This is a genomic window from Paenibacillus allorhizosphaerae (assembly GCF_042659105.1).
GTDB lineage: Bacteria > Bacillota > Bacilli > Paenibacillales > NBRC-103111 > Paenibacillus_G > Paenibacillus_G allorhizosphaerae.
Genome location: NZ_JBHSRV010000002.1, coordinates 277,147 through 291,260 on the forward strand (window position 1 = coordinate 277,147; position 14,114 = coordinate 291,260).

10 protein-coding genes are annotated in these 14,114 nt (G+C 53.2%); 7 read left to right on the top strand and 3 right to left on the bottom strand.

The genetic code is table 11. From position 1 onward, the window contains the following. Window positions 1-8 precede the first annotated feature (8 nt). The 3 genes from ileS (at window position 9) to ACFQI7_RS09850 (ending at window position 4,237) form a co-directional block, all read left to right on the top strand. Window positions 9-3,095: an isoleucine--tRNA ligase gene (gene ileS, locus ACFQI7_RS09840; protein ID WP_218099588.1), complete on the top strand. Its 3,087-nt coding sequence runs from the start codon at window positions 9-11 to the stop codon at window positions 3,093-3,095. Between the two features lie 108 nt (window positions 3,096-3,203). Further along, entirely contained in the window at window positions 3,204-4,013 is an 810-nt protein-coding gene (locus ACFQI7_RS09845) for a GNAT family N-acetyltransferase (protein WP_218099589.1), read from the top strand. Next, a complete protein-coding gene (locus ACFQI7_RS09850) occupies window positions 4,010-4,237 on the top strand; it encodes a hypothetical protein (protein WP_218099590.1) in 228 nt (75 codons plus the stop codon). Before ACFQI7_RS09845 ends, ACFQI7_RS09850 begins: the two co-directional genes overlap by 4 nt. Window positions 4,238-4,274: 37 nt before the next feature. On the opposite strand, the gene ACFQI7_RS09855 is transcribed toward ACFQI7_RS09850, so the two are convergent. From ACFQI7_RS09855 to ACFQI7_RS09865, 3 genes are all read right to left on the bottom strand, one after another. Continuing rightward, complete coding sequence (locus ACFQI7_RS09855; RefSeq protein ID WP_218099591.1) at window positions 4,275-4,469, bottom strand: hypothetical protein; 195 nt, start codon at window positions 4,467-4,469, stop codon at window positions 4,275-4,277. Between the two features lie 246 nt (window positions 4,470-4,715). Then, the gene (locus ACFQI7_RS09860; RefSeq protein WP_218099592.1) at window positions 4,716-4,946 is read right to left on the bottom strand and encodes a hypothetical protein; all 231 of its coding nucleotides are present in this window, start codon (window positions 4,944-4,946) and stop codon (window positions 4,716-4,718) included. A gap of 13 nt (window positions 4,947-4,959) precedes the next feature. Next, complete coding sequence (locus ACFQI7_RS09865) at window positions 4,960-6,378, bottom strand: AraC family transcriptional regulator (protein WP_218099593.1); 1,419 nt, start codon at window positions 6,376-6,378, stop codon at window positions 4,960-4,962. Between the two features lie 242 nt (window positions 6,379-6,620). Between ACFQI7_RS09865 and ACFQI7_RS09870 the strand changes: the two genes are divergently transcribed. The 4 genes from ACFQI7_RS09870 to ACFQI7_RS09885 all read left to right on the top strand — a co-directional run bounded on the left by ACFQI7_RS09870 (window position 6,621) and on the right by ACFQI7_RS09885 (window position 14,114). Further along, window positions 6,621-7,655 carry a LacI family DNA-binding transcriptional regulator gene (locus ACFQI7_RS09870; RefSeq protein ID WP_218099594.1) on the top strand — a complete coding sequence of 345 codons (1,035 nt, stop codon included), beginning with the start codon at window positions 6,621-6,623 and terminating at the stop codon, window positions 7,653-7,655. A gap of 810 nt (window positions 7,656-8,465) precedes the next feature. Then, window positions 8,466-9,755, top strand: coding sequence for an ABC transporter substrate-binding protein (locus ACFQI7_RS09875; protein WP_218099595.1), 1,290 nt, complete (start codon window positions 8,466-8,468; stop codon window positions 9,753-9,755). A 21-nt stretch (window positions 9,756-9,776) separates the two neighbouring features. Next, entirely contained in the window at window positions 9,777-11,957 is a 2,181-nt protein-coding gene (locus tag ACFQI7_RS09880; RefSeq protein WP_218099596.1) for a hypothetical protein, read from the top strand. 177 nt (window positions 11,958-12,134) lie between these two features. Beyond that, window positions 12,135-14,114 (top strand): FAD-dependent oxidoreductase, encoded by a 1,980-nt coding sequence (locus tag ACFQI7_RS09885; protein ID WP_218099597.1) that lies wholly within the window; start codon window positions 12,135-12,137, stop codon window positions 14,112-14,114.

The window sequence follows — 14,114 nt, forward strand, 5'->3', positions numbered from 1 at the left end:
TGGTAGCATTGAGGAAAGTAGATGTGAAGGAGACGGCGAGATCACGCGAGCTGCGCGTGCTTGACCGGTGGAAGCAGGAGGACACGTTCCGCAAATCGATCGAAAACCGCGAGGGGAAGCCGAACTTCGTCTTTTACGAGGGACCGCCGACCGCTAACGGTAAGCCGCATATCGGGCATGTGCTCGGGCGGGTCATCAAAGATTTCGTCTGCCGCTACAAGACGATGTCGGGCTACCGCGTCGTTCGCAAAGCCGGTTGGGATACGCACGGTCTGCCCGTCGAGCTTGGCGTCGAGAAGCAGCTCGGCATCTCCGGCAAGCAGGAGATCGAGAAATATGGCGTAGCGGCATTCGTGGAGCAGTGCAAGAACAGCGTATTCGAATACGAGAAGCAGTGGCGCGAATTGACCGAAGCCATCGCGTATTGGACCGATATGGACGATCCGTACGTTACGCTGGCGAATGATTACATCGAGAGCGTATGGCATATTTTATCGGATATTCATCATAAGGGGCTGCTGTATAAAGGCCATCGGGTAAGCCCGTACTGTCCGGACTGCCAAACGACGCTCAGCTCCCATGAAGTCGCGCAAGGGTACGAGGACGTGAAAGATTTGAGCGCCACCGTCAAATTCAGGAGCAAGCAGGGCGGGCTGACGTTTTTGGCCTGGACGACGACGCCGTGGACGCTTCCGGCTAACGTGGCGTTAGCGGTCAACCGCAACGTCGATTACGTTAAAGTTCGGCAGAACGGCGAAGTGTACGTTGTCGCCAAGCATCTGGCGGAAAAGGTTTTTAAGGATGAGTACGTCGTATTATCGATGCACAAAGGCTCCGAGTTGATCGGAATGCCTTACGAGCCTCCGTTCGGCTACGTTCGCGTGAACAAAGGGCACGTCGTTGTGGACGCCGATTATGTCAGCGACGCTAGCGGTACCGGGATCGTTCACATTGCTCCGGCGCATGGGGAAGACGATTATCGCACGGTCCGCGAGCATGAACTCGATTTCGTCAATGTCGTGAATTCGAACGGGCGATACGACGACAAGATAGCGGATTTTGCCGGCCGTTTCGTAAAAGATTGCGACGTCGATATCGTCAAAAGCTTGGCCGAACGCGGGCTGCTGTTTGCAAAAGAGCGTTACGAGCACAGCTACCCATTCTGCTGGCGGTGCAAATCGCCGCTGCTCTATTACGCGATGGAAAGCTGGTTTATCCGAACGACGGCGGTCAAAGAACATTTGATCGAGAACAACAGCCGGATCGACTGGTACCCGTCGCACATTCGTGAAGGTCGTTTCGGCAAATTTCTCGAAGAGCTCGTAGATTGGAACATCAGCCGTAACCGTTACTGGGGAACGCCGCTGAACGTATGGGAATGCCGGACGTGCGGAGCGGATTACTCGCCTGGAAGCCGGCAAGATTTGCGCGATCGGTCGACAAAGCCGCTCGATGAGTCGCTGGAACTGCATAAGCCTTACGTTGACGGCGTGAAGCTGCGTTGCACGTGCGGCGGCGTGATGGAACGAACGCCGGAAGTGATCGACGTCTGGTTTGACAGCGGCTCGATGCCTTTCGCGCAGTATCATTATCCGTTCGGAGACAAGGCGCGGTTCCAAGCGCAGTTTCCTGCCGACATGATCTGCGAAGGAATCGACCAAACGAGAGGCTGGTTCTACTCGCTGCTTGCCGTTTCCACCTTGTACCAGGGCACGGCTCCTTTCAAGGCGGTCATTTCTACCGGACACGTACTGGACGAGAACGGGCAAAAAATGTCCAAGAGCAAAGGCAATGTCATCGATCCTTGGGAGATCATTGGCGAGTTCGGCACGGACGCCTTCCGCTGGGCGCTGCTGTCCGACAGCGTGCCTTGGAACAACAAGCGGTTCTCCAAATCCATCGTTGCCGAAGCCAAATCGAAGGTGGTCGACACCATTCATAATGTGCATGCCTTCTACGCGCTTTATGCGACCATCGATCAATATAAGCCGGAAGAGCATCCATCGCAAGTTTCCGCCAATTTGCTGGATCGCTGGGTATTGTCGAGACTGAACAGCACTTTGCTGCAGGTGGAGAAGGGGCTGGCGGTCAACGATTTTCTGAATCCGGCGAAGCAGATCGAATCGCTTGTCGACGAACTCAGCAACTGGTACGTCCGGCGCTCGCGCGACCGTTTCTGGGGCAGCGAATGGACGGAGGACAAAATGTCGGCATTCCGGACGCTTCACGAGGTGCTGCTCACACTCGCACGGATGATTGCGCCGTATGCGCCGTTCATTGCCGACGATATTTACGCGAATCTCGGCCGCGAAAACAGCGTTCATCTGGCAGATTATCCGAAAGCGGACGTATCGCTTATCGACGCCGCCCTTGAGCGCGACATGGAAGCTGTAATGCAGATCGTCGAGCTGGCGCGCAGCGTCCGTAACGAAACCGGAATCCGAACCCGCCAGCCGTTGTCTGAGCTGATCGTTTCGTTTGACCGCGATTTGGATTTGCGCCGATTCGAGGACATCGTAAAAGACGAGATCAACGTCAAACATATTCGGATGGAGCACAGCGATAGCGGCTTCGTCCGGTTGAACCTCAAGCTGAATTTGAAGGAAGCGGGCAAAAAGTACGGCAAATACGTCGGACTGCTGCAAAGCCGCTTGAAGCCGTTGTCCGCGGTGGAAACGAAGCAAGCGGTCGATCAAGGTTTCATCGATATCACGACCGACGACGGCGTTTCGCACCGTGTTACGCTTGACGAGCTGCTTGTGGAAAAACAGGCGAAGGAAGGCTTTGCCGCGGCTTCCGGCTACGGAATGACCGTCGCTTTGAACACAACGGTCACCGAGGCGCTGGAACAGGAAGGGATGGTTCGCGAAGTCGTCCGCGCGGTTCAGGATTATCGCAAAAAGCTGGAGCTGCCGATCGAGAAGCGGGTGATGCTTGTTCTCGATGTCGATCCGGTATTGAAACAAGCGTTGGAACGATTCGATCATGTGCTGCGGGAAAATGTGCTGTTGTCCGGCGTAACGTTCGTTAGCGAGCCGGACATGGCATCGGTGCCGATGGGAGACAGGAGCTTGCGGCTGCGGATTGAGCATTGACGTTTTTTGGCATATACAGGTGGAAACCGGCAGCCCGCGGCTGCCGGTTATTCCGGTGATGAATGATCGGTACCTTAGAGCGGCCCGTAAAAAAAAGGAGGACTAACGATGCTGCACAAGCTTGAACGTGTGGACCCTATTTTGAACACGCCCCCGTTTACTCAAGCGGAAGTTTCTTACAATCTGCTGCACCGGATATGCGGCGACGCCGAGGTATTGGGTTGGAAATCGACGGACGGCAACATGATCTTCGCGCAAACCCCGGGCCACCGTGCATGGCTCTGGATTTACGATAGCGTGGAAGGGCCGGAAAGGAACCGCTATATTAGTGAGTTGATTGACGCGCTGCGCGGCATTTCAATACCCGGCATATGCAGCGGGCCGGAAACGGCGGAGCGGTTTGCAGCGGCGTATTCGAAAGATCGGCGCTGTATGTTCCGGACGCATATGGCAATGGAAGCTTACTACTGTCCGAAGGTTATTCGCCCTTTGAATGTGAACGGAACGATGCGCCGGGCGTCGCGGCAAGACGCGGAGACGGTTGCCGGATTTCTTGCGAATTTCTCTACGGATGCGTATGGGGTCCGTTCCGAGCCTTCGGTGCAGCGGCTGGCGGCCGAGCGTATGATTGATGCCGGTAACTTATGCCTGTGGCTTGTGAACGGCATTCCCGTGTCGATGGCGAACATCGCGCATCGTTCTGCAAGACATGCGCGGATCAACAGCGTGTTTACTTCACCTCGGCATCGTAAGAACGGCTACGCCAGCGCGCTTGTTGCCGAGCTATGCGCGGTCATACGAAGTGAGTACCTGGTGCCGATTCTGTATGCGGATTTGAAAAATCCCGACTCCAACAAACTGTACGCGGGCATCGGGTTTGTCGGTTGCGGGAAAATAGCGGATTTGAAGTTTACGTGAAAATGAGCAGCGAGCCGGGGGAGACCGGGAAAGTGTTATTTGCAGCAGCCTTCACCAGCACGCGCTTCCACTATCGGCCGGTATGGGACGCTGCGCAAGCAGCGATGTCTCCGGGTGTGCCGCAGGCTACGACGGAACCTCTGCCGCGCCGCCCTCCGGGCCTATCGGATCTAATCAGCCGTCATCATGACGTCGAGAATCGGATTGCTTGCAAGCGACGGTAGTTCTTCTGACCGCCATGCAATCGCTTCTGCGCCGCCGCTAAAACGTTCTGATGTTAAACCGGTTGCCGTCCGGATCGAAAAGATGAAACTTCGCGAGCCCCTTCAAGCTGCCTTCGATATCGCCGACGGCGATGTTTTGCTCGGAAAGGAACCGGCGGTATTTCACAAATGCCGACTTTTCGACGTAGGTGAACGGTCTTGCCCGTTCATCTTTGTGAATGTCTGTGTCCATGTCCCAGAGGACCGCGATAAATATCCGTGATGTCCTCGCCGTTTTCCGACATCTCGCTGTGCAGCTTTTTCAGATCGCGTACTTTAAAGCACCAACGGATATTCGATTGTGCCGCCTCCGGCAGCGTCATCCGGTCGTCGCAGTAAATCCATACGCCCCATTGCAGCTCGGTGTTAATGTACGCGTCGCTTTTGAATTGTTTGCCGGATCGTTTCCAACCGGCATATTTCTCAAACCATGCGATCGTTATTCGTGCCGTTCTCTGGGGACGTGAATCGTGCCTCCGTCATAGATGACCCTCGGTATGCAGTAAGCATCGATTTGCCGCTCGCTGAAGACGGCAGCCTCCTGATTGCCGTTTTCCGCGTTCCCTTGGATTACTCTGAAGGCTTTTGGAACGGCAACAGGCTTATAGCCGTCGGTATTTTTTTGACCCGTCAAATCGTTCTGATTTCGATTCATAGCATTTTCACCCATACGTATTGCCTCCTTATTGTTCAATTATCGGGATATAGCATCGCACCGACGTCGATCGTTCCAGATCGTCTCCATCGCCCGCAACGTATTCAGCAAACCATTGCCTGTTTTCATCGAGCGCGTAGGTCTCGTTTGCATACAGCCAGCGGTGCATTTTGTCGAGCAAACCGGTCATCAGCCCGTACGCGCCGGCGGTGAGACAGGCGTACAGCCCGCCGCCTAACGTATGGAAGCGCAGGGGAGCATCGAGGGAAATGCCGTCAACGCATGCGCAACAAGCGCGATCAGGGTGTAGTGCTGCCTTGGCGAAACTTTCGGAGACCCACACCGAGTTGTGCACATTCTCCGGAATCGAAACGCTGAGCTCGTACCAATAGCCATCCTCCGGCTCAACGCCGTAGCTGTACGACATGAACAGCCGCAGCTCCGTCGTTCCCGTCATGCCCGTGCGCATCAGCCAAGAAGTCAGCTCGTGATCCGCCTGTTTCCGGGCTTCCGGCCCGTATGCTCTGCAAGCGACAACCGCAAACGGATCGATCGTTACCGTTTCGAGCGCAGCCGCCGGTTCCGGCTTTCGTTTCACCGGAAGGTAAAGCTTCAGGCGGGTTATGCGCCCTTGGTAAGTAAGAAACTCTTCGACATACGAGTGGTCTCCGAGCTCAAACGCGCTTCGGGGAAGCCACTCGGACAACAGCCGGTCCCAAGCGGCGACAATTTGCGGTCCGCTCGTTTCCGCGCTTTTGCCGACAGCGTACAGCCCGCCGGGAAACGTCGCGACGTGAAAGTCGTCCGAAGCGGCACATGCACCGGTATCCGGCAAAGGGATCATGATATCGTAGCCGTAAGGCAGTTCCCATGAAGCGAGCTCGACGTTCGAGCCGAATAACCGGATCCGCTCCATCGGCCATCCGGCTTGTTCCAACTTCGCGAACACAATGCGGTAAGCTTCTTCTTCGATCCCTTCCGGCGACGATGCGCGATGCCGGTAAACGGCCGTTTGCAGCGGCGGAAAGCGAATGACCGATACGTCGGGGTACCGATCGAAAAGCTCTTTTTCCCCCACATACGAAACGTCTGCAAATAGATTTAAGGCTTCGAACGTGTAATACAGATCGGCGTTCCGATACGCTCCGGGCGTCATGCCTGCTACTTTTTTGAACATTTTCGTAAAGGCTTGGTACGAATCGAAGCCGCAGTCGAACGCGATATTCCACACCAGCTTGTCGGAATGCCGCAAATGCATCGCCGACATGCTGATGCGCCGTTTACGAATGTATTCTTTAATCGGATGGCCGGTGAGCGAATAGAAGGCTCTGTACAAATGAGGTACGGACATGAACGCCCGATCGGCGATCTGCTGCAGCTCTAAAGGCTCGTATAAATGATCTTCAATATAATCGATTGCTTGTTGTACGCAATGTATATATTTCATCGAACACCCCATTTGCAGGATACGTCTCATTTTTTTCCAGTGTAGCAGAATGGCGGTGGCGGAGGGTGTATTTTTTTATCAAAATCGATGGTTCCGGATTTTCACGATATCGGGTATCCGAAGGGTACCAACCGGCTTTCGATTTATTTCGTGTTTGGCGATTATAAACATTTAGTTGAAATATTAATTAACTTTTAGTTAAAATAGTAAATAAGCTAAAAAAGAAGTGAAGGAGCATTTGATTGAAGCCTACCATACAAGATATTGCTAACATAGCCGGGGTATCCAAAGCAACCGTCTCCTTGGCTTTAACGGATCATCCGCGGATTTCGAGCGAAACGAAAATAAAAATCCGCAATATTGCCAAAGAAATCGGATACGCGAAAGGGATGGCCGTCGTCTCGGAAAAAACAAAAACCGACGTATCGCTTGGCGTCCTGTATCTCGGCGGCAACCACGACATGGAAAAAGGATTTTTCCGCGATACCCTTATGGGCATATGCGAAGAAGCCGCCCGATCCGAATTCGACGTAACGATGATCGGGATTCATATGGACGGGAAAAACAATGTAGAGGAAAATATAACGAACAGAGTCATCAAGTCCGGAGTCGACGGAATCATTATTATAACGAATAACCATCAGCTAACCGGATTTGACAAGCTGCTCGAGATGCGGTTCCCGATGGTATTTGTCGGCAGCAGGAAAGTCGCCGGCTACAGCAACCCGCTGCATTGCGTGTCTTCGGACAACTATAATGGCGGGAGAATGGCAACGGAATATTTGCTGGGCCTTGGTCATAAACAAATTGCGATGGTCATCCCTCAGGGGGCGCCTCATTGGGAAATGGAGCGGGTGGACGGTTATTGCGCCGCGCTGCGAAATGCCGGTTTGACCTCTAGCGATTACCGCGTGATCCGGGTGAACAGTCTCTATCAAGCGGAGGATGAATGCTGGCGGGAACTGGATCGTATGGATTGTACCGCCATATTTGCGGTCAATGCCAGAGTAGGCATCACCTTGCTGCATTATTTGCGAAATACGGGAAAGAAAATTCCCGATCAGGTCTCGTTGATCGTTTTTGACGACTTCCCTTCCTTTTCGCTTGAAGATCCTCCCGTGTCCGTCATTATGCAGGATAAGAAAACGTTGGGCACCATGTCGACGAAGCTGCTTGCCGACATTTTGGGCAATACCAATGAATACCCGAGACAAATCATGATTCCTACACAGCTTATTGAAAGAAAATCATGCATGGCGCAGGATCGAGTCGAATAATCGAGCGAATCCACTACGCGCAATGGAAACGATGGCCGGACCGATTGACGTTCCGGCTATTTGTTGTTGCGATTTCTTTAGCACACAGAAAGAAAGAGTCGCGATGTAACTGATGACATGCAGCAAATTATTTTGAATGCTAAAATAATTAACTTAATTAAGTTAATAATTAAATAAAAATTGTTGAAAATATAAATAAATGATCTTATAATGTTAACGAGATACGAATAGGTGTTAAATACATAACCGACCAGGGGGAATGCATTCATAAAAGAGAGTCGCAGCGGATTGAAAGTGTGTCGACGCAGGAGGGGTCAAGCGTAATACTGTGAGGAGTGATACATCCATCTATAGGAGCAGTCGGGAGCCGGCAATTTTACTTTTTATGAAAACGGTTACAATACTTTTTCTCGACTTTGTGAAATTCGCGGTTAACCGGGATATGAAACTGTTTAACGGGGTGATGAGGTGAACATTGCGGCAAAATTGACAGGCTTGGCTGTGCCGGACATAACCGTGACCGGTTGCACCAATGGAGTGAAGCCGATCGAAAGAGATGATAAGGAACAGAGAAGTCTACGATCAAATCGGGCAAAGCCCGGCCCCGGCCCCTGCGACAAGATACGATGCCATTGCCAAAACAGCCGTGAATTCCGCCTTCAACAAAGTAAGCACCGACCAGCTCGATGTGAATACATCCTTTAGGCAAGCGGAGGAAGACATCAACAAACAGATTGAGGCGAGTCGAAAAAGTAACGTAATGCTGTACATTCATCTCAATCTCAATTCAAAAAGGGAGGTCGAAAAACAATGTCCCATTGGCGCAAATGGGTTGTACCGTTCCTAGCTGTAACCGTTTTCTCGCTATCGGCCTGCTCCGGCAAGCAAAGCGATGAGCGCGGAAAACAACAAACCGGGCAAACGACGGAACCGGTGACGATCGTTTATTTCAACGAGGTCGGCGGAACCGGCATCGTGGAATCGGTTGAGAGGCAGGTGAAGGAAAAGTTTCCTCATATTACGTTGAAAATGATCCAAAATGCGAAGGGAAGCAGCATTCAGGAAGTGCTGAGCAGCGGAACGACGCCGGATCTGATCTCGGGCTCGCTCGGATTGCTGTGGACGCTGAAAGACTTGCAGCTCTTGTCCGACCTGACGCCGCTCATCCAAAAATACAAATTCGATATGAACCGTTTGGTGCCGAATGTCGCGGATTCGGTCAAATCTTATTCGGACAACGGGGACCAGCTGCTGGCGATGCCTTTTTTCCTTAACAACACCGCTCTGTTTTACAACAAAAATATTTTCAATAAGTTCGGCGTCCCTTATCCGAAAGACGGCATGACCTGGGAAGAGCTGTACGATGTCGTGAAGAAAGTGTCCCGTACGGCGGACGGCGTAGAATACAAAGGGTTTCAAATGAATTCTTTGAACATCGTGTATAAAGACCAATTAGGGCTGCCTCTTGTGGACCCGAAAACGAATAAAGCTGCGGTCAATGTCGATGGATGGAAAAGATGGATGGATGTCATGGCCGGCTTGCACAAAATTAACGGGAACGCCCCGGCCGGCAACGTGGAGGACAACTTTATGAACAAACAAATTTTGGCGACGCGTACCGGACCGAACATTCTCGATCAGATTCCAGCCGCCGCAGCGAAGGGATTGGATTGGGATGTGGTAACGCTGCCTGTATTTTCCGGTGCGAAGGAGATCGGCTCCCAGCTGAACGCCCCTTATTTTGGCGTTCCGCCGACAAGCAAGCACAAGGAAGAAGCGTTTCAAATCATTGCGGCTATGTTGTCCGACGAAGCGCAGACGCAATTGTCCAGACAAGGCAGAATACCGGTAATCAACAATGACAATGCAGTCAAAGCGTATGCGGCGGATTTACCGGGCATGGAAGGAAAAAATTTGCAGGCCTTCTTTAAGGAGAAAATCGCCAAACCCATCCCGGCAACGAAGTACGATGCGATCGCCAAATCAGAGCTGAACGCCCGATTGGCCGATATTTATCAAGGCGGCAAGGATGTAAATACAGTGCTGAGAGAAACGGAGCAAAACATCAACAAGAAGATTGAAGAAATGTTGAAACAATAAAACGAAGAATGGAGGGTAGCAATGTACGAAGACAATCTTCACGAAAAGCTCATGAAACAAGGCCTGCCGGTGGATGGGATCGAAGGGGGCCCGAACATCCGGAACGGCAAGCTCAGCCGGCGCAAGCTGTTATCTTCTCTCGGCATGGCAGGCGTTGCCATTGCAGGCGGGGGCTTGCTCGGTCCGCTGGAGGTCCATGCGGCAGAGGGGGCGCCGCCGCCGGGCGATCCTGCCAACAAGGCGGGCAAGGCAGGAGTCGTGAAAAGCGTCGACCAACTGCGGGTTACGCCCGGCGAATATGACGGGCAGCATGTGAACCTGCTGGGCTATTACGCCGGCAGCCCCGGCAGTGGCGGCGGTGTGCTGTTCTGGGATGCGGCCGGCACGGAAGCGGACAACGGCGGAACGGTGTTTGCCGTCGCCGGGACGCCGGTCGGGCGCTGGAAGCGAAGCTATTCGGCGCGGGTCCATCTCGCCTGGTTCGGGTGCGACGGCCGGGGCTTGCAGGACGACTCCGCACGTGTTCAAGCGGCGGTGAATACGCTTGTGTCCGGGGGCGTGATCGAATATGGCAGCGGCAAGATCAAAATTGCGAGGACGATCAAGGTGGAAGCCGTGCCGATCGTGTTCGAAGGCGCCGGAAGCACGGACAATGACGGGTTTAGTACGCAATTTATCGTTGCCACGGGCACCGATCACGGTTTTCTGCTTTCCGGCGTTCGCGGTGGAGGCTTCACGGGATTGCAGCTGCGCGGAGAAGGATTGACCGGGGGCAGCTTAGTCGCTACCGAACGCCGGGGCGGAACAGGCAATTATATGCTTTCTTTTTATAATGTCCGCTTCAAGAACGGGTATAACGGCATGACGTTAAGAGCGTGCAATACGGTCAGATTTCAAAACTGCGTATGGAGCGGGTTTAACGGCGAACAGGTCATTTTGCTGAACGGGTTGGACGATGAATCCAGGGCCGATCCTGTTGAATTCGTGCAGTGCGGCATCTCGGCCGGATCGAATCCGAATACGGATAACGTGGTGATTGACGGGATGGGCGGCTCGATCAAATTTTTTGCGACTGCCATCTTGTTCGGACGGCACGGCTTGTGGTTGCGTAATACGACGGGACAAAAAGGGACGCCCAAATTTTTATATTTCGAGGGCGGCGGATTCGAAAACGGCGAAGGCGTTCCAGTATTGCTGGAAGCGGGCGCACAAGCTCAATTCGCCAATACATACATTTCGTGCGACGGCCAGGAGGATAACGTCCGGATAACGTCCGGCTTTACCGGCAGCGCCACCTTTGTCGGCAGCGTCATCCGGGGATGCGGCCGGAACGGGATCGACATCGACTCGTCGCGTGTGACGATTACCGGCTGTCTGATCGGCAACAACGGCAGAACGGCGCACACGGCATTTGCCCGCACGATTACCGGCGTTGCCGGCAGCGGCTCCGGCGGCATCCGGGTAACGACGCAAGCGGCGCACGGCTGGGCGACCGGCGACAGAATAACGGTTCAAGGGGTGGCCGGCACTACGGAGGCCAACGGCAAATGGAAAGTAACCGTCGTTAGCCCAACGCAATTCGATCTGCAGGGCGCGGCTTTTGCCAACGGTTATATATCGGGAGGGTCGGCATGGCGGAACGGCGCCGGCATCCATATCAGGCCGGGCGCGTCGAGAGTCGTAGTGGCGGGCAACGCCGTCGGATCGCTTGCGGACGGTGTCTCCCGGCAAGATTACGGGATTGTCAACGAAGCGGCGGATGTGCTGGTTAGCGGCAATGATCTGAGCGGAAATACGGCCGGACCGTACCTGATTTTGGGATCTTCGACGAGCCAGACGAGGTTCTCCGGAAATAAAGGCGTCGAGCAAATCGACGGTTGGTTAAGCGCGCAACTATCGGGTGCGGTCGCTAACGGACTGTATGATCTGAAAAGCTTTTTATATTTGGACGGCCAGCAAATAAGAATCGTGAAGGTAACCCGCAAGCTTGCTTCGGGGACCTGCGATGTGCGGCTGGACGCAGATGGCTCAAGTGCGGGCGGCAATCCCGTCGCTGCCTCATCGACGCTGCAGACAACCAATATAACGCCTCCATTTTCGATTGACGGCATGAGCAAACCGAGAAAACTGCAGCTTAGAGTACTCAACGCTTCTTCGGCAGCGGATTTGGACGTACAGTTCGCCTATCAGGTTATGAGCTGAACGTAAACCAAATGGAAGAATAAAGTACGGAGAGGGACCGCTTTCTTGTTGATTCTTGTAAAAAATAGTAGTCAACAAATAAACTGTATTGTATAATTCGTTTAGCATATAAGTTAACAAAAATTAAACTTGTTTAATTATCATTGCCGGTATGTCTACATCAAGGAGGGAAGACGTATGCAGAAACGTCAAATAAGAAAAGCGGATGTCGTCATTTTGGGGGCGACTCCCGGAGGAATCGGAGCCGCTCTGGCGGCGGCCAGACGCGGGAGAAAGACGATTGTGATCGAGCCGACGGAATATATCGGCGGATTAATGGCAAGCGGCCTTGGGGTGACGGATATTCATTCGCTGGATGCCGCAGGATCCGTGTTCCGCGAGTATGCCGCGAACATTGTTCGCCATTACACAGATACGTATGGCGAAAACTCGGAGCAGGTTGTGCACTGCCGCAAAGGCTTGCGGTTCGAGCCATCCGTCGCGAAGAAAGTGCTTTGGAGCATGGTGAACAATGAGCCGCAATTGGAAATGATGCTGCAGCATGAGCTGGTTGCGGCAGGGCTCGACGGAAATGCCGTCTCCTCGGTTACGGTTCGAAATCATGCGGGAGAAGAGACGGTATATGAAGCGGAAGCATACATCGATGCTACATACGAGGGCGATCTTGCCGCGATGGCCGGCGTTCCTTATTCGTTAGGCCGCGAATCCCGGGACGACTGGAACGAGGAATATGCGGGGACGTTGTATCAAAACTTCCGTACCAAAGAAATATTGGTTGGAAGCACGGGCGAAGGGGACGAGCGGATTCAAGCGTACAACTTCCGGCTTTGCCTGACGAAGAACGAAGGGAACCGTGCAGTTTTCAAGAAGCCCGATGCATACAACAGACTTGATTACGTCAGCTTGATCGACGATATTTTTGCCGGCAGGATCAAAGGCTTTAGCGAAGTGTGCAATACCGTCATGATCCCGAACGGCAAAACGGATACGAACAATTATCATTACTGCTTGTGCTCCACGGATCTGCCGGAAGAAAACCAGGAATATCCGGAAGGCAGCCGGGAGGTCAGGGAACGAATCGTCCGACGACACCGCGAATACATTCAGGGCTTGCTGTGGTTTTTGCAAAATGACGAGGAGCTGCCGGAATGGTTCCGGAACGACTCTGCACAATGGGGATATGCGGCGGATGAATTTGAAGATACGGATCATTTTCCGCCTCAGATCTATGTGAGAGAAGCAAGAAGAATCCACGGCGAATATGTTTTTACGGAAAATGACGCAAGGCTCGCGCCGGGACTGGGCAGATCCGCGATTCATTACGACAGCATTGCCTGCGGCGATTACGGCATCGATTCCCACGCTACGCGAAAGCGAAACGAACTGAGCCAAAATATAGCACTCGAAGGGTTCATGGCCATCGGATTTTTAACGGAAATTTATCAAATTCCTTACAGCATTATTGTGCCGCAAAAAATGGAACGGCTGCTCGTTCCGGTAGCGGTTTCCGCTACGCACATGGGACTCGGCACCATCCGGATGGAGCCGTGCTGGATGCAGATCGGCTATGCGGCGGGCGTGGCGGCGGATTTGAGCATTTCCGAAAGGGCGTCCGTCCGTACCTTATCGATTGACGTGCTTCAGGACGAATTGCTTAAAGATAAACAGGTCATCACGTATTTTAAAGATGTGAAGCCGGGAACGGGCGAGAGCGAGGCGGTTCAATATTTTGGCGCAAAAGGATTTTTGACGGATTACGAGGCAAGGCCGGACGAATCGGTAACGCTGGAAGACGCTTCCCGATGGATTCTGATGTCCAGGGCACTGCCCGGCGGGATCAAGCTTCCCGTTTTACCGGCAACGGATCGGATTGTCTCGCCTGGCGTAGATATGGGCCCGAGGTCTCCGAAAGAAGAGCCGACGCCGCGCGATTACTGGAAAGCACACCCGTTCCTTACGTCACAGATGGCTATCCGGTGGGCGAATGTCGCTTCACGTGCATTACAGGTGCAGGTTGACTCTACATTCCGCGAACAAGAGGGCGGCACCGCTACACGCGGGCAATTTCTACACTATTTGTATCGCCTGCTGAAAGAGGCGCGGGCTTCCATTCGGTCGGAAGCGATGCCCTCATCATCGAACAGGATTCGTTCTTAA